Genomic DNA, 17,513 nt, shown 5'->3' with positions numbered 1-17,513 from the left:
TGCAAGTCTAGCGCTTGGCTGGGCTTTTGGATTCAGCGGTCTGAATCATGGCCTTGGCCACCCCGCGCAGGATGTGGATTTCTTCGGGGCTCAAGTCCACCCGGTTGAACAACTGGTTCAGACGCGGCATGAGCTTTTTGGGCGCAGCCGGGTCCAAAAATCCGATATCGGTCAACGCTTGTTCCCAATGGGTCAGCATGCCGGCCACTTGCTGGGCATCGGCTTTGTCAGCGGGTGCGATCACGTCTTGCACCGCAAAGCCGCCCAAAGCCACGCGCCAGTCGTAGGCAATGACCTGAATGGCTGAGCCCAGGTTGAGCGAGCCAAATTGCGGATGGGTGGGGATCGACAACGCCACATGGCAGCGGTAAACATCCTCGTTTTTCATGCCAAAGCGCTCGCAGCCAAACAAAAACGCCACGCTCTGCTCGGGCGCACCGGGCTTCGTCAGCTCTGCAAAATGATCACGGGGCGAACGGGTGGGCGGGCCAAAGTCGCGCGGCGTCATGGCGGTGGCGCACAAATGGGTCACGCCCTCCAAGGCCTCATCGAGTGTGTTCACCACCCGCGCCTTGGCCAGCACGTCGTTGGCTCCGCTGGCACGCTGGATGGTTTCTTCTTTGCGCAGCACATTGGGCCAGCGGGGTGCCACCAGCACCAAGTCGTCAAAACCCATGACTTTCAGGGCCCGGGCGGCAGCGCCCACATTGCCCGCATGACTGGTTTCTATCAAAATGAATCGCGTTTTCATGCCGTGATTGTCCACGCTCCCAAGCCCGGCCATGGGCAGGCACACTCGGCTCAGGACGCCCGAATGGCGAATGCCCCCACTTTTCGTGAGAAAATCCGCCCTTCGCCGCCGCGATCGTGCGTGGGCCAGTTCAGTTCTTCACACAATTCATGTCGTCCAATCTCCACCCCATGCTCAACGTGGCCATCAAGGCTGCGCGCGCCGCTGGCGCCATCATCAACCGTGCCGCGCTCGACGTTGAAGCGGTTCGCATCTCGCAAAAGCAGGTCAACGACTTTGTCACCGAAGTTGACCACGCCAGCGAAAAAATCATCATCGAGACCTTGCTGACCGCCTACCCAGACCACGGCATCCTGGCCGAAGAGTCTGGCCGCGAATTCGGCAACCCGCTGGCTGACCACATCTGGATCATCGACCCGCTGGACGGCACGACCAACTTCATCCATGGCTTTCCTGTTTACTGCGTGAGCATTGCCCTGCAAGTGCGCGGCAAGATCGAGCAAGCCGTGATTTACGACCCCACCCGCAACGACCTGTTCACCGCCACCAAAGGCCGTGGCGCCTTCATGAATGACCGCCGCCTGCGCGTGAGCAAGCGCATCCGGATGGAAGAGTGCATCATTTCCACCGGTTTTCCTTTCCGCAAGGGCGACAACTTCAACCAGTACCTGCGCATGATGGGGGACGTGATGCAACGCACCGCCGGCCTGCGACGCCCAGGCGCTGCGGCCCTGGATTTGGCTTACGTGGCTGCAGGCTTTACCGATGGTTTCTTTGAAACCGGTCTGTCGCCTTGGGATGTGGCTGCGGGCTCGCTCTTGGTCACCGAAGCCGGTGGTCTGATCGGCAACTTCACCGGCGAGTCCGACTTTCTGGAACAAAAAGAATGCCTGGCCGGTGCGCCCCGCATTTATGGCCAACTGGTCAGCATCTTGGGCAAGTACAGCAAATTTGCCAGCGCGGGCGACAAGGCCAACGTGCGCACCGCCGTGGACGCCCTGAGCCGCGAACGCACAGGCGACACGCACAACCCCGACGCCGAAGGTGATGCGGCCCCAGCCAGCAGCGACGACAGCAGCGAGGCCAAGGAAGTGCGCAAGGACGCGCCGTTTTAAGCGGGCCGCAGGCCCATGCCATGAAAAAAAGCACCCTCGCCGGGTGCTTTTTTGTGCCTGAAGGCAGATCAGCTGCCCAGCAACATGACCCCTTCGGCCTCGCCCTCAGGGTCGGCGGGCGGCAGGCGCATGGCCAGCACCTTGTCGATGGCGCGGCCATCCATGTCCACGATCTCCAGCTTCCAGCCTTCCCACTCCACCGCGTCGGCCACCCTGGGCAAGGTGCCGGTCAGCAGCATGATCATGCCGCTGAGCGTGTGGTAACGGCCGCGCTCTTCTTCGGGCACGGTGTCCAGGTTCAGGCGGTCCTTGAGTTCGGGCACGGGGATGTGGCCGTCCAGCAGCCAGCTGCCATCCTCGCGCTGCACCGCCCAAGAGGTTTCAGGGTCACGGGGCTGGAACTCGCCCGTGATGGCCTCGATCAGGTCTTGGAGCGTGATGATGCCCTGCACCTCGCCGTACTCGTCGATCACAAACGCCATGTGCACATCGGACAGCCTGAAGTTGTCCAGCAACTCCATACCGGTGATGGTTTCGGGCACATACAACGGGCTTTGTAGCCCTTGCTCGCGCAGCGACTGCGACTTGTCTTTGAGAGCACGCGCGAGCCACTGGCGGGCGTTGATCACGCCCAGGATGTTTTCTATGCCGCCTTGCACCACCGGAAAGCGGGCATGGTCCGACTCTTCGATGTGGCGCAGGTTGTCCTCAAACGAGTCGTCCACATCCAAGCACACAATGTCGGCACGCGGCACCATGAGCGAACCAATCTGGCGGTCGTCCAAACGAAACACGTTGCGCACCATGGTGTGCTCGTGCGACTCGATCACGCCAGCTGAAGTGCCCTCCACCAGCATGGCGTGGATTTCTTCCTCGGTCACGGGCGTGCCCTTGGTCTCCTTCACCCCCATCAGGCGCAGCAAAGCGCGGGTGGAGGCCGACAGCAAAATCACGAAGGGCTTGGTCGCCAGCGCCAAAAAGTTGATGGGCCGCGCGACCAGGCGGGCAAAGGTTTCGGGGTAAGACTGGCCGATGCGCTTGGGCACCAACTCGCCCACCACAATCGAAAAATAGGTGATGGTCAACACCACAATGCCGGTGGCTGCGAAGCTGGCGTAGCCGTTGGGCACCCCCAAAGACACCAGCCACAAGGCCATGGGTGCAGCCAAAGCGGCCTCACCCACAATGCCGTTCAAAACACCAATGGAGGTGATGCCGATCTGGATGGTGGACAAAAAACGCGTGGGGTCTTCGCCCAGTTTGACAGCCGCTGCTGCACCGCTGTCGCCCTCATCAATCAACTTCTGGAGCCGGGCTTTTCGGGCCGTGACCAAGGCAATCTCGGACATGGCAAACACACCGTTCAGGCAGATGAGGGCAAAAAGTATCGCTATTTCCATACAACGGGCTCGACTGAGCCCTGAAAGTGAACAAGCTGACATTGTAGGTAAATGCAAATGAGCCCCCAAAGACCTTGCCTGGCGCTGCCCCTCATCACGTCAAAAAGCAGCGCCAGGGCCAACAAGGCCCGTGGGTTTTCAGACGTTGCAGGCGTCCAAAACTTGCGCTCATCGGATTCAGGTCACCCATCGCCCCCGCGCCGAATAAAATCAGCGCAGCCCCACACTTGCCCCCTGCCCCGGTGACCCCTGCCGAGTCGGCCCCGCCCTTGATGCCAAACGACACCTCTACCGCCCCCAACCCCGCTGACTACGCTGGCCACACGCCCATGATGGTCCAGTACCTTGGCATCAAGGCGCAATTCCCAGAGACGTTGGTGTTCTACCGCATGGGTGACTTTTACGAGCTGTTTTTTGGCGACGCCGAAAAAGCCGCAGGACTGTTGGACATCACCCTCACGCGGCGCGGCCAATCGGCCGGGCAGCCCGTGCTCATGGCGGGCGTGCCTTTTCATTCGATGGAAACCTACCTCGCCCGCCTGATCAAGCTGGGCGAGTCGGTGGCCATTTGCGAACAAGTGGGCGATGTGGCCACGTCCAAAGGCCCGGTGGAGCGCAAAGTGGTGCGCGTGGTCACCCCCGGCACACTGACCGACACCGAGCTGCTCTCCGACAAAAACGAAGCCATCTTGCTGGCCGTGCACCAGGCCCCAAAAAACCGCTGCGGCCTGGCGTGGCTCAGCGTCACGCAAGGCGTGGTGCACCTGGCCGAATGCGCGCAAGGTGAATTGGCCGACTGGATCGACCGCATCAGCCCCAGCGAGCTTTTGGCCAGCGCGGGCATGACGCCCACGTTTGAGCAAAAACTGCGCGGCCTCAAAACCGTTGGCCGAGGCAGCTGGTCGTTCGCTCTGCGGCCCGACTTTCAATTTGACGCAGGCCTGGGTCAGCGCAAGCTGCTCGAACAACTGCAAGCCGCGTCACTCGCCGCCTGGAGCGCCGATGCGCTGGCCGACGCGCATGCCGCCGCCGCTGCGCTGCTGACGTACGCCGAACACACCCAAGGCCGCAGCCTGCCGCATGTGCAACGGGTGCAGGTGCAGCGCTCGGACGCGCTGATTGACTTGCCCGCCAGCACACGCCGCAACCTGGAGCTGACGCAAACCCTGCGCGGCGAAAGCGCTGCCGATTCACCCACGCTGTTTGCCCTGCTCGACACCTGCATGACCGGCATGGGCAGCCGCCTGCTCAAAAACTGGCTGCTCAGCCCGCCGCGAGACCGGCAAGTGGCGCGGCAACGCCTGCAAGCCCAAGCCGTGTTGCGTGGCGAGAGCGGCGAAGGCAGCCGAGGCGCCTGGAGCAGCCTGCGCGAACAACTCAAAGGCGCAAGCGACGTGGAGCGCATCACCGCCCGCACCGCGTTGCGCCAGGTGCGCCCGCGCGAGCTGGTGGCCCTGCGCCACGCACTGGCGCGTGCCGCGGCGCTGTCGACCCAATTGCAGACCCTGAACCCCGGGCCCGGGAGTTTGCTGGCGGGCATGGCCCGCTGGCTGACCCCGCCCACGCATTGCACCGAATTGCTGCAAATGGCCCTGCTCGAAGAGCCCGCCGCCCTGGTGCGCGATGGCGGCATCATCGCCGACGGCCTGGACGCCGAACTGGACGAGTTGCGCGGCATCCAGACCAACTGCGATGCGTTTTTGCTCGACCTGGAAACCCGCGAAAAAGAGCGCACCAGCATCGCCAACCTGCGGGTGCAGTTCAACAAGGTGCACGGCTTTTACATCGAGGTCACGCAAGGCCAACTCGACAAAGTGCCGGGCGACTACCGCCGCCGCCAGACCCTGAAAAACGCCGAGCGCTTCATCACGCCCGAGCTCAAAACCTTTGAAGACAAAGCTTTGTCGGCGCAAGAAAGGGCGCTGGCCCGAGAGAAATGGCTGTATGAAGGCCTGCTCGACCAATTGCAGCCCTTTGTCCCCGCGCTCACCGAATTGGCGCAAGCCATGGCCAGCCTGGACGCGCTGTGCGCACTGACCGAGCGCTCGCTCACCCTGAATTGGTGCACGCCCGAATTCACCCATGAGCCTTGCATCGAGATTCGCCAGGGCCGCCACCCGGTGGTCGAGGCGCGCTTGGCCCAAATGTCGGGGGCCAGCTTCATTGCCAACGACACGGTGCTCGGCCCCAAACAGCGTTTGCAGATCATCACCGGCCCCAACATGGGCGGTAAATCGACCTACATGCGCCAGGTGGCACTGATCGTGCTTTTGGCCAGCATCGGCAGCCACGTGCCCGCCAGCCGCTGCCGACTCGGACCGATTGACGCCATCCACACCCGGATCGGTGCAGCCGACGACCTGGCCAACGCCCAATCGACCTTCATGCTGGAGATGACCGAAGCCGCGCAAATCTTGCACAGCGCCACGCCGCACAGCTTGGTGTTGATGGACGAGATCGGGCGCGGCACCTCCACCTTTGACGGCCTGGCCCTGGCCAGCGGCATCGCCACGCACCTGCACAACAAAACGCAGGCCTTTGCGTTGTTTGCCACGCACTATTTCGAACTCACCGAATTCCCGGCCACGCACACCGCCGCCGTCAACATGCACGTGAGCGCGGCAGAGTCCGGCGCGTCGATTGTGTTTTTGCACGAGTTGCAACCCGGCCCCGCCAGCAAGAGCTATGGCGTGCAGGTGGCGCGATTGGCAGGCATGCCTGCCGCCGTGCTCAACCACGCCCGCCATGCGCTGAGCGCCCTGGAAGCCGGTGCCAGCGAAAGCCGACAACAGGTAGACCTGTTTGCCGCCCCGCCCGAGGCCGAAACCACTGGCCCCAGCCCCATCGAAGTGGCGCTGGCCCAAATCAACCCCGATGCATTGAGCCCCCGCGAGGCACTCGATGCCCTTTATGCCTTGCAGCGCCTGCTGCCCAAAAACTGAAGAGCTGACTCATGACTTATTGCGTTGCCGTCAAAACCCGCGCCGGACTGGTTTTTTTATCCGACTCCCGCACCAACGCGGGTCTGGACCAGATCAGCACCTTCCGCAAAATGATCGTCTATGAAAAAGCAGGCGACCGCTTCATGACCTTGTTGTCGGCGGGCAACCTGAGCATTTCGCAGTCGGTGCGCGAAGTGCTGCAGATCGAAAAACTGGTCGAACCCGGCCAAGACGAGCCCTTGACCATCTGGAACGCCAAAAGCATGTTCGACGCCACCCGCGTGCTGGGCGCGGCGGTGCGCCGCGTGTACGAGCGCGATGCAGCTGCGCTGCGCGCCTCGGGTGTGGAGTTCAACGTGTCCATGATTTTTGGCGGGCAGATCGGCGGCGAAGGCATGCGCCTGTTCCAGGTCTATTCGCCCGGCAACTTCATCGAAGCGACAGACGAAACGCCCTACTTCCAGATTGGCGAATCCAAATACGGCAAGCCGGTGCTCGACCGCGTGATCACCCCCCACACCCCGCTGGACGAAGCGGCCAAATGCGCCCTGGTGTCGATGGACTCCACCCTCAAATCCAACCTGTCGGTGGGCTTGCCGCTGGACATGGTGGTGTACCAAGCGGGCAGCTTGCACACCGACCGCATCATGTGCATCGACGAGCACAACCCTTACTTTCAGATGCTGCGCTCCAGCTGGGGCGACAAGCTGCGCCAGATGTTCGACAGCATCGAAGACCCGATGTGGCACGGCGGCGCAACCGCTGTCCCACTCATGGTGCCCGCCCAGCGCAACGCCTTGCTCAAGAAAATCACAACGCCAGAAGAAAAACTGATTTGAACCAGCGCTGTAAAAGAAGGGCAGCACCCATGACGTGAATGCATGCAGACCTCGACAGTCATTCGGCCGCAGGGGCGGTCTCCCGCAAACCCCAGTCGCCTGTCTGTACTGCGAATGCGCCAAGTCGTCTTTGCAAGTGTCCCGACCCAGCCGACACTGCGAACAGAGGCACATTCAAAACCGCCGTAAGTCCAGGGTATAGGGGAACTCGGGGCTGGCGTGAAGTGAGGCATTGGGCCTCAGGTCCGCCAATTGTCGCATCGTACCCGGGGTATGCCCCATGCGGAAAAAGCGCGCCAGTCGCCGGCTTTCAGCCTCGTAGGCATTGACCGGGAAAGTGTCGTAATTGCGGCCGCCGGGGTGAACGACGTGGTACTGGCAGCCGCCCATCGAGCGCTTCATCCAGGTGTCCACCAGGTCCACCGTCAGCGGCGCGTGCACGCCAATGCTCGGGTGCAGCGACGAGGGCGGGTTCCAGGCCTTGTAGCGCACGCTGGCCACGTACTCGCCCACCACGCCAGTAGGCTGCAGGGGCAGGGGGTGGCTGTTGACCGTGACGCAGTGGCGCGCCGGGTTCATGCCCGTCACATGGACTTCGATGCGCTCGAGGGACGAGTCCACATAGCGGGCGGTGCCGCCCGCACTGCTTTGTTCGCCCATCACGTGCCAAGGCTCCAGGGCGTTGCGCAGGGTGAGTACCGCACCATCCACCTCGAACTGCCCGACCAGCGGGAAGCGGAACTCAAAATGCGGCGCAAACCAGCTGGGGTCAAAGTGAAAGCCCGCATCGCCCAACTCGGTCAGCACGTCATCAAAGTCCTTGCGGATCCAGTAGGGCAACATGAAACGGTCGTGCAGCTCGGTGCCCCAGCGGGTCACAGGCGCTGAATAGGCTGCGTCCCAAAAGCGGGCGACCAGCGCGCGCAGCAGCAGTTGCTGCACGATGCTCATCCGAGCATGGGGCGGCATTTCAAAAGCCCTCAGCTCCAACAGGCCCAAGCGCCCGGTGCTGCTGTCTGGGGAATACATCTTGTCGATGCAAAACTCGCTGCGGTGCGTGTTGCCAGTCACGTCCACCAGGATGTTGCGCAGCGTGCGGTCAACCACCCAAGGGGCCATGTAAGGATCGAGGCCCCCACGTTCACCCGCTTCGTGTGGTTCTGTGCGCCCCCCGTATTTTTGGCGGTTGCGCATGATCTCGCGCAGGGCGATTTCCAACTCATAGACCTGGTCGTTGCGTGCCTCGTCCACACGCGGCGCTTGGCTGGTCGGGCCGATGAACAGGCCGCTGAACAGATAGCTCAGGCTCGGGTGGTTGTGCCAGTAAAGAATGAGGCTGGCCAGCAACTCGGGGCGGCGCAAAAAAGGGCTGTCGGCAGGCGTCGCCCCGCCCAACACCATGTGGTTGCCGCCGCCGGTGCCGGTGTGGCGGCCGTCGGTCATGAACTTTTCGGCCGACAGGCGTGTTTCAAACGCGGCTTGGTACAAAAATTCGGTGTTCGCCACCAGCTCGGTCCAGTTGTGGGCGGGGTGGATGTTGACCTCGATCACCCCAGGGTCGGGAGTGACTTGCAGCAGTTTGAGGCGCGGATCGCGTGGTGGCGGGTAGCCTTCCATGACGATTTTCATGTCCAACCTGAGCGCCGTGGCTTCCACGGCCCTGACCAGTGCCAGGTAGTCTTCGAGCCGCGCCAGCGGCGGCATGAAAACATAGAGCACGCCGGATTGCACTCCAGACTTTTCGCCCTTGGCCAGGACTTTGGCTTCGGCCCTGGGTCCGTTGGCGCGGTTCGGGTCGCGCACTTCCACGCAAAGGGCGGTGCGCACTACTGACGGATCGGACTGGAACTTAACAGGTACGGCTTGCGCGGCGGTTGCACTGGCGGCAGGGCTTGCCGTGATGTGCCTTGGCTGCACAGCGACCTGGGGAGCTGTGGGCAAAGCCATGCGCGGCGAGAGATGTGGTGAGAAGGGGTCCTGCTCCATCAGGTGCCAGCGGTCGGTGGGCGCGGCCCAGGGCAGCGAGTCCAGCGGCAGACGCCAGCCCATGCTGGAATCACCGGGCATCAGGTACAGGCGTTCGTCGCGCAAAAACCAGCGGCCGGTTTGCCACTGCGGACCGCTCAAGTCGGGCACGGCGGTTTCCAACGGTTGAATCGGCAGCACATAGCCCACCGCTTGGTCCAGACCTTGGCTGAAAACACGGCGCAGGCGGATGCGCTCCATCTCGTCATCCAACTTGGCATCAAACGGGTCCACGTTCACCGGCAATCGCCGTTCGCGCCAGAGGTAGTACCAGGTGTCCTCGTAGCCAGGCAGCACCGTGTCGCTGGGCAAGCCCAGCTCTTGCGTGAGGCCCAGCATGAAACGCTTGGCATCGGCGCTCGTGTGATGGCTCGGAGCGCATTCGTCGGCAAGCAGGGATGTGTCTTGCCAGCAGGGCAAGCCGTCCGCGCGCCAGTAAATGCTGAGTGCCCAGCGCGGCAATTGCTCGCCGGGGTACCACTTGCCTTGGCCAAAGTGCAAAAAGCCCCCTTGCCCGTATTGCTGGCGCAGCTTGTGCACCAGTTCGGTGGCCAGGCCCCGCTTGGTCGGGCCCAGGGCGTCGGTGTTCCACTCGGCCCCGTCGCGGTCTTGGGTGGACACAAAAGTGGGCTCGCCGCCCATGGTCAGGCGCACGTCTTGTTCAAACAGTTGTGCGTCCACCTGTTCACCCAGTTGCAGCACATCGGCCCATTGCGCGTCGCTGTAGGGCTTGGTCACGCGCGGCGATTCGTGGATGCGCGTCACGCTCATCTCGTGGTGGAACTCAACCTCGGCTTCGTCCATCAGGCCTTCAATGGGGGCGGCGGCAGACGGCTGCGGGGTGCAGGCCAGCGGGATGTGGCCCTCGCCGGCCAGCAGGCCAGATGTTGGGTCCAGCCCGACCCAGCCTGCGCCGGGCAGGTACACCTCGCACCAGGCGTGCAGGTCGGTGAAGTCGACTTCGGTACCGCTCGGACCATCGAGCGATTTCACATCGGGGGCCAGTTGGATCAGGTAGCCCGAAACAAAGCGGGCCGCGATGTTCATGTGGCGAAACAGTTGCACCAAAAGCCAGGCCGAGTCGCGGCAGGAGCCGCTTTGGAGTGTGAGTGTTTCTTCTGGCGTTTGCACGCCGGGTTCCAGGCGGATGGTGTAGCGGATGTCCTGGTGCAAACGCTGGTTGACTTGCACCAGAAAATCGATGGTGCGCTGGCGCGTGCGGTCCATGCTGGCCAGATATTGTTTGAACAAAGGGGTCTTGTGGTCTTTGTCAAGATAAGACCGCAACTCTTCCCGCACGGTAGCCGAGTAATTGAAGGGCACCTCCTCGGCCGAAGGCTCCAGAAAGAAGTCGAACGGGTTGAACACCGCCATCTCGGTGACCACGTCCACGGTGACCTTGAAGGTTCTGGTCTTCTTGGGAAAGACCAGCCGCGCTTGGTAATTGGCAAAAGCGTCTTGCTGCCAGTTGATGAAGTGCTCTGCCGGCTCGACCTGGAGGCTGTAACTCAGGATGCGGCTGCGGCTGTGCGGCGCTGGACGCAGGCGGATCACCTGAGGGCCGAGTTGCACCGGACGGTCATAGGTGTAGTGGGTGACGTGGTGCAGGGCAACATGTATCGACATATCTCGTTCAGCGCAACAGGGGCTACACGCATGACAAATGCAGCTTGGGCAGGTAAAACAAGCAAGACACGCGCCAAGAATCGCGACTCGACCTGGGTGCCGCACAGCCGAGGGCTGCACTTATTTGGTGCCAACTGCAATACAGCACCATCAGGGTGCATGGCAATCCCGATTCGGGATGTTGACAATCTGGGCACCGCACGCATTGCTGGCCGAATTGGCTGGACACCTCTGCGAGGGTCTTCATTCGGCTCTGCAGGTGTGGGTATACATCTTGCTAAATTTTTAAGAGGAGTGAAAAGTCATGCGCCAATTCGACGAAATGTACAGCCGTCTGCCAACCGGAGGCGATGCGGGAGATGTTCGCAACCACTACAAGGCCTATGCCCGCTGGTTGAATGCCCAAGACCCGCAGGCCATGGCCTCGCGCCGCGATGAAGCCGAGATGATTTTTCGCCGTGTTGGCATCACTTTTGCTGTTTATGGCGACAAGGACGAAGACGGCTCAGGTACCGAGCGCCTGATTCCGTTTGATCTGATCCCCCGCGTGGTCGACGCCAAAGAGTGGACAAGCATGGAGGCGGGTCTGGTACAACGTGTCACCGCCCTCAACCGCTTCATCCACGACGTTTACCACGAACAAGACATCCTCAAGGCGGGCATCGTGCCCCGAGAACAGATTGAGCGCAATGCCCAGTTCCGCCCCGAGATGGTGGGCGTGGACGTGCCCAATAACATTTATTCGCACATCAGTGGCATCGACATCGTGCGTGCGCCCGATGCGCAGGGCAACGGCGTGTACTACGTGCTCGAAGACAACCTGCGGGTGCCCAGCGGCGTGAGCTACATGCTGGAAGACCGCAAGATGATGATGCGGTTGTTCCCCGAACTGTTCAGCCAGCACCGCGTGGCCCCGGTCGCACATTACCCTGACCTGCTGCTGGAAACTCTGCGTGCCTCAAGCCCCGCCACCACGGCCGAGCCCACCGTGGTGGTGCTCACGCCTGGCATGTACAACAGTGCCTATTTCGAGCACGCCTTTTTGGCCCAGCAAATGGGCGTTGAGCTGGTCGAGGGGCAAGACCTGTTCGTCAAAGACAAGTTTGTGTACATGCGCACCACGCGCGGCCCCAAGCGTGTGGACGTGATCTACCGCCGTGTGGACGACGACTTTTTGGACCCCAACGCGTTTCGTTCCACCTCCACCTTGGGCTGCGCAGGCCTGATGGACGCTTACAAAGCCGGGCATGTGGCGATCTGCAACGCGGTGGGCACAGGCGTGGCCGACGACAAATCGATCTACCCCTATGTGCCCGACATGGTCAAGTTTTACCTGGGCGAAGAACCCATCCTCAAAAACGTGCCCACTTATCAGTGCCGCAAGCCCGACGACCTGCAGTACACCCTGGACCACCTGAAAGACTTGGTGGTCAAGGAAGTGCATGGCGCAGGCGGCTACGGCATGCTGGTCGGACCGGCATCGACCCAAAAAGAGATTGAACGCTTTCGAGAATCGCTGCTGGCCAACCCAGAAGGCTATATTGCACAACCCACGCTCAGTTTGTCCACATGCCCGACCTATGTCGACAGCGGCATCGCGCCGCGCCACATCGATCTGCGCCCCTTTGTGCTCAGTGGTCGCACGGTGCAGATGGTGCCCGGCGGGTTGACCCGCGTGGCACTCAAAGAGGATTCTTTGGTGGTGAACTCATCCCAAGGTGGCGGCACCAAAGACACTTGGATATTGCAGGACTGAGGAAAAAAACATGCTTTCTAGAACCGCTGATCACCTCTTCTGGATGTCCCGCTACATGGAGCGGGCTGAGAACACAGCCCGCATGCTCAATGTGAGCTACGAAACCTCTCTTTTGCCCCAATCGGCAGCTGCCGTGGAGGCCGGATGGGAGGGTATTTTGTCGATCAGCGAGTTGCTGCCTGCTTACACTGCGCGGTATAAAAACATCACCCCCCGCGATGTGATGGCCTTCATGGTGAAAGACGTGGACAACCCTTCCTCCATCATCTCGTGCCTGCGTGCCGCCCGAGAAAACGCGCGCGCCGTACGTGGCACGCTGACCACCGAAGTCTGGGAGACGCAAAACCAGACCTGGCTCGAAGTCAACCGCATGCTCAAAAGCGGCGAATTCGAGCGCGACCCAGGTCAATTTTTTGAATGGGTCAAGTTCCGCTCGCACCTGTCCCGTGGCGTCACGGTGGGCACGATGCTGATGGACGAGTCGCTGTATTTCATGCGGATGGGCACGTTTTTGGAGCGGGCCGACAACACTGCACGGCTGGTGGATGTGAAGTTCCATGCCATGCAAAACGACTTTTTTGGTGCACCGCAATACGGTGCCCCTGAGACCGAAAGCGCGCAGGAATACGACTTTTACCACTGGAGCGCCATCTTGCGCAGCGTCAGCGGCTTTGAGGTTTACCGCAAGGTCTACCGCGATGTGATCCGCCCAGAGCGTGTGGCCGAACTGCTGATCTTGCGCCCTGACATGCCACGCTCACTGCATGCCAGTTTGAACGAGGTGGTGTCGAATTTGAAGCTGGTCTCACACGATGCCAACAGCGACACGCTGCGCCATGCCGGGCGTTTGCGCTCAGAGTTGGCCTTTGGCCGCATCGACGAAATCCTGGCCACTGGCCTGCACGCCTACCTGACCCAGTTCCTGGAGCGAGTGAATGTTCTGGGTGGTCGCATCAGCCGGGAATTCTTGATGCCACATGCAGCTTGAATCTGACAAGCCAGCAAGTCACACGGGCTCAGGAATCCAGGGGCGCGACCGTCACGGCCACTTCAAGCGTGTGGGCCCCGCCACCTTGCAAAACTCCCCGCAGCGGCGAGACGTCGGCAAAATCTCGGCCCACGGCCAGTCGCACGTAGTCCTCACCAGGACTGGCCAGGCCAGTGCGGTCGTTGGTTGGGTCCAAATCCAGCCAGCCTTGGCAGGGGTGGCCGGCCAACTGGGGCAGGTAGACCGATGCCCAGGCATGCGAGGCATCGCTGCCCACCAACCGGGGTTGGCCCGGAGGGGGTTGGGTCAGCAGATAGCCGCTCACATAGCGAGCGGGCAAACCCAGCGAGCGCAAACAGGCCACCAAAATATGAGCAAAGTCTTGGCAAACGCCGCGTTTGTCTTGCAAGGCTGCAAGCGCTGGGGTGTTGATGTCGGTGCTGGCTGTTTCGTAGCGCAAGTCGCGATGCATGCGCTTTGTCAATTCTTGCGCTGCTTGCATCAGGGAACGACCGGGCGTAAAACTGCTTTGCGCGTAGGTCAAAAATGCCTCATGCACAGGCGCATGGTGCGAGCCAAACACAAAGCCGCTGTGCACATGGCCGGGCCGACTGCCCCGGTAGCGAAAAAGCTCACGTACCGATTCCCAGCTTTGGCTGGCACTGGCCGCTGGCACGGCGCTGGTGTCGACTTCGCTGTGCGCCTGCACCAGCAAACCTTCATGAGGATTTGTCAAGGCCCAATAAGCACGGTGGTTCAAAAAAGCATCGATGTTGTGCTGCACGCTGGCCGCAGGCTCCACCTTCATCCAATGGTTGATCACTTTTTGGCAGGGTGTGTTGGCAGGTTGCAGGTGTGACACATGCTGCGCCGTTTGCACGGGTGGGCTGTATCGGTAGCGGGTTTCGTGGGTGATGGTCAGGCGCATGGTGGAGGAGGCGGGTCAGGCGCCAATGCTGTAGCGGGCTTCACCGCTGTGGGTGAAAAACAGGCCACACAGCTGTTCTGAAATATCTCGGGCAGCGGTTTGACAATGCGCCAGTACGGCACGCAAAGGCAACTCGTTACCGGGTTGTGACGGGTCACTTGCCCGGGGCCACAACGTCTCAGGCGTCATCTCAATCAGCTGTGGCACCAGCTCAGCCATAGGGGTCGTAGCACCATCGGCCAGGTGGCCCATGCGGGTAAGGCGCGCGCGCAAGGTGTGCGCTACCCAGCCCAGTGAGCGTGGATTGTCGGTGTGGATCACCAGCAAATCGATCAATGCCTGGGGCGTGCGGCTTTGCTGGTACTGCGCATGGAAGCTGATGGTGCTGTCAAACAGGTCGAGCACGGCGTCAAACCCGGATTGTTCGCCGATCAGCCCCAACTGCACTGCTTCGGAGAGGGCGCTGGACAGGAATTCCAGGCGCTCGATGTGACGACCGATCGAGAGCAACCTCCAGCCGTCATCTCGGCTCATGCGGTCGGTTTGGGCACCGGTCAGTGCGGCCAACATCTGGCTGGTGTCGGCCAAAAGGCGCTGCACAGCCAAGGTGTCGGATGCCGAACTTTGGTGCTCTGGGCTGAAGAAACGTGACTCGGCTTGTTCAAGCAAACGCCAATGCTCGGGCGACAGGCGTTCGCGCACCGAAGCGGCAGCAAGTCGCACAGCGCGCAGGTTGAAACCCACGCTGGTGGCCAGTTCTTTGTCCCACAAACCAGCCACCAAAGAGCGCTCAAACACCCGATGCGCTTGCGATGCGGGGGGTACGCCTGCCCGCACCAGTCCGTGGCGTGTGGCCATACGGGTGATGAACCGGAGCAAGCCAGGCCGGTTCTGGTTTTCGCTGCCCAGCGTTTCCAAACTCATGCGCACCAGGCGCAGGGTGTTTTCGGTCCGCTCGGTGTATCGCCCCATCCAGAACAGGTTTTCGGCTGCTCGGCTGGTGACCAGGCGTTGACGCTGCAGGGCTATGGCATCAGAAATGGGCTCCGATCGTGGCCTGGCGGCAGTATGGGTCGATGCGGGCAATGGGCTGTTTGACTGTGGCTTTGACTGTGCTTGCGGTGCATCTGATGTTGGGCTCTGCACCCACACGTCGGCGCTGCTGCCACCGCGCTGCATGGAGGCGATGCCTTCGCGGGTGCCCAAGCGCGCCAGACCGCCAGGCAAAACCTGCCAATGGCCTTGGGCGTTGGTCACTGCAAACACGCGCAGCACCACGGGCCTTGACTGAATGCAGGGCGCGCCATCGGCACCGGTCTGCCATGCAGCTTGGTGCGACAACGGCAGCCACGATTGCAGTGTGTGGGCATCCGGGTCCCGCAAGATACGGCTCACCCACTCGTCCTGTTCGCGGATCGAGAGTGAATGGCCCTGAACCGGTTCAAAGTTTTGGCGGTCGGTGTTGTAGGGGTAGGTGGGTTTGATCACGCAGCTGCGGATGCGTGGCAACACGTCTTGCAGCGCAGCGGCCTCGCCACACCACCAACTCGGTATGGCGGGCAATTGCAGTTCTTCGCCCAACAGATCTCGCGCCAGTGCAGGCATGAAACCCAGCAGCGCGTTCGACTCCAGAAAGCCCGAGCCCGGGGTGTTGGCCACCAACACGTTGCCGCTGCGCACAGCTTGCAGCAAGCCAGGAACACCCAGCGTGGAGTCGGCACGCATTTCCAGAGGGTCCAGCCAATCGTCGTCCACCCGCTTGAGCAAACCATGCACAGGCTGCAAGCCCTGCAAGGTTTTCAGATAAAGCTTTTCATCGCGTACGGTCAGGTCATTGCCTTGCACCAGGCTCAAACCCAAATACCGCGCCAGATAGGCGTGCTCGAAATAGGTTTCGTTGTAAGGTCCGGGTGTGAGCAGTGCGATGTGAGCCGAAGCGCCAGCAGGGCTACGGGCCTTGATGCCGTCGATCAACATGCGGTATGTTTCGGCCAGGCGTTGCACCGCAAAAGCGTCGAAGGCTTGCGGGAACAAGCGCGAAACAATTTGCCGATTTTCGAGCAAATAACCCAGACCCGAAGGCGCTTGTGTGCGTTGAGACAGCAGCCACCAGCAACCCTCAGGCCCGCGTGCCAAGTCAAATGCAGCCAAAGACAAAAAGCGGCCGCCCACAGGTGACGCGCCTTGCATGGCAGGCAGGTACGCCGGATGGCCTTGCACCAGCGCTGCAGGCAACTGGCCGCTGAGTAAGAGCTTCTGCGGCCCATAAGCGTCGGCCATCACGCGTTCGAGCAGTTGCATGCGCTGCAACACGCCCGTTTCGATTTGCTGCCAGTCCTTGTGGCCCAGCATGAGTGGGAACAGGTCTAGCGACCAAGGCCGCTGAGGCTGGTCGGCTGCGCTGTACACGTTGTAAGTGATCCCGTTGTCGCGTACTTGCCGCTGCAAGTTGGCCATGCGCGCGTTCAGGTCTGGCAACAGGCCAGCGGTATCCGAGGCCAGGGACTCTACGAAGGTTTGCCACGGCGCGCTGATTGGGCTGTCATTTTTGGCTGGGGCGACCACGGGCTGAACATCAGCCGATCGCGTGACTTCGCCCCGCAATTCATCCCAGTGCCCGGCTGGCGCGCACTCTTGCGCAAGCGCCAGCCATTTGAAGGCTTCGCATTCAGGGACACTGTCTTGCAGGGGCGAGGAGTCATTCATCAAACTATTGTCGCTGGATTTTGACTTTTCTCACGTGGTTTAAGATGCACATGACGCCTTCGTCAAGACCACAATGTATGACTTGGCAATCGGCCTGCACCTTGCGAGCGACTTCCCACACGCTCGGCCATGATGAAACCCATCAAGAACTCGTCCGCAGGGACAAGCTTCAACCAAGCCCTTGCTGAGTTTCGTATCTGTTCAAGCATGAAATCTCGGATCATTTTTTCGCACGGCAACAGCTTTCCGGCCAGCACTTACCGCGTCCTGTTCGATAACCTGCGCCAGCGCGACTTTCAGGTCGATGCCATCGAAAAATTCGGTCATGACCCCAAGTACCCCGTCACCAACAACTGGCCCCACTTGGTGCAGCAACTGGCCGACTTCGCGCGTGACCAGCAAGGCTTGGACGGCCCCGCCTTTTTGGTCGGCCATTC

At 61.3% G+C, this 17,513-nt stretch carries 10 protein-coding genes and 1 pseudogene; 6 read left to right on the top strand and 5 right to left on the bottom strand.

Annotation, left to right across the window (positions count from 1 at the left end; translation table 11 throughout):
- Nucleotides 1–7: 7 nt before the first annotated feature.
- A complete protein-coding gene (locus ACIQ47_RS06230) occupies nucleotides 8–751 on the bottom strand; it encodes an RNA methyltransferase (RefSeq protein ID WP_396437322.1) in 744 nt (247 codons plus the stop codon).
- Nucleotides 752–900: 149 nt separating this feature from the next.
- Here ACIQ47_RS06230 and ACIQ47_RS06225 point away from each other — a divergent pair, with 149 nt between their 5' ends.
- The gene (locus ACIQ47_RS06225; protein WP_296292580.1) at nucleotides 901–1,866 is read left to right on the top strand and encodes an inositol monophosphatase family protein; all 966 of its coding nucleotides are present in this window, start codon (nucleotides 901–903) and stop codon (nucleotides 1,864–1,866) included.
- A gap of 68 nt (nucleotides 1,867–1,934) precedes the next feature.
- On the opposite strand, the gene ACIQ47_RS06220 is transcribed toward ACIQ47_RS06225, so the two are convergent.
- Complete coding sequence (locus tag ACIQ47_RS06220; protein WP_396437321.1) at nucleotides 1,935–3,266, bottom strand: hemolysin family protein; 1,332 nt, start codon at nucleotides 3,264–3,266, stop codon at nucleotides 1,935–1,937.
- Between the two features lie 272 nt (nucleotides 3,267–3,538).
- On the opposite strand from ACIQ47_RS06220, the gene mutS reads away from it, so the two are divergent.
- Complete coding sequence (mutS, locus tag ACIQ47_RS06215; protein WP_396437320.1) at nucleotides 3,539–6,208, top strand: DNA mismatch repair protein MutS; 2,670 nt, start codon at nucleotides 3,539–3,541, stop codon at nucleotides 6,206–6,208.
- An 11-nt stretch (nucleotides 6,209–6,219) separates the two neighbouring features.
- Nucleotides 6,220–7,047: a peptidase gene (locus ACIQ47_RS06210; protein ID WP_396437319.1), complete on the top strand. Its 828-nt coding sequence runs from the start codon at nucleotides 6,220–6,222 to the stop codon at nucleotides 7,045–7,047.
- Between the two features lie 174 nt (nucleotides 7,048–7,221).
- On the opposite strand, the gene ACIQ47_RS06205 is transcribed toward ACIQ47_RS06210, so the two are convergent.
- The gene (locus ACIQ47_RS06205) at nucleotides 7,222–10,698 is read right to left on the bottom strand and encodes a DUF2126 domain-containing protein (protein ID WP_396437318.1); all 3,477 of its coding nucleotides are present in this window, start codon (nucleotides 10,696–10,698) and stop codon (nucleotides 7,222–7,224) included.
- A 304-nt stretch (nucleotides 10,699–11,002) separates the two neighbouring features.
- Here ACIQ47_RS06205 and ACIQ47_RS06200 point away from each other — a divergent pair, with 304 nt between their 5' ends.
- Both ACIQ47_RS06200 and ACIQ47_RS06195 read left to right on the top strand, forming a co-directional pair.
- The gene (locus ACIQ47_RS06200) at nucleotides 11,003–12,454 is read left to right on the top strand and encodes a circularly permuted type 2 ATP-grasp protein (RefSeq protein WP_396437317.1); all 1,452 of its coding nucleotides are present in this window, start codon (nucleotides 11,003–11,005) and stop codon (nucleotides 12,452–12,454) included.
- A 10-nt stretch (nucleotides 12,455–12,464) separates the two neighbouring features.
- Complete coding sequence (locus ACIQ47_RS06195; RefSeq protein WP_396437316.1) at nucleotides 12,465–13,442, top strand: alpha-E domain-containing protein; 978 nt, start codon at nucleotides 12,465–12,467, stop codon at nucleotides 13,440–13,442.
- A gap of 28 nt (nucleotides 13,443–13,470) precedes the next feature.
- On the opposite strand, the gene ACIQ47_RS06190 is transcribed toward ACIQ47_RS06195, so the two are convergent.
- Nucleotides 13,471–14,370, bottom strand: coding sequence for a transglutaminase domain-containing protein (locus ACIQ47_RS06190; protein ID WP_396437315.1), 900 nt, complete (start codon nucleotides 14,368–14,370; stop codon nucleotides 13,471–13,473).
- A 15-nt stretch (nucleotides 14,371–14,385) separates the two neighbouring features.
- Nucleotides 14,386–17,076: a circularly permuted type 2 ATP-grasp protein gene (locus tag ACIQ47_RS06185; RefSeq protein WP_396437314.1), complete on the bottom strand. Its 2,691-nt coding sequence runs from the start codon at nucleotides 17,074–17,076 to the stop codon at nucleotides 14,386–14,388.
- A gap of 207 nt (nucleotides 17,077–17,283) precedes the next feature.
- On the opposite strand from ACIQ47_RS06185, the pseudogene ACIQ47_RS06180 reads away from it, so the two are divergent.
- Nucleotides 17,284–17,513, top strand: a pseudogene (locus ACIQ47_RS06180) (alpha/beta hydrolase); the annotation flags it as partial.

Origin of the sequence: Limnohabitans sp., from assembly GCF_044373035.1 — a bacterium.
GTDB lineage: Bacteria > Pseudomonadota > Gammaproteobacteria > Burkholderiales > Burkholderiaceae_C > Limnohabitans_A.
The sequence above is the reverse complement of the archived record's forward strand: the minus strand, read 5'-3'. Positions and strand labels throughout refer to the sequence as shown.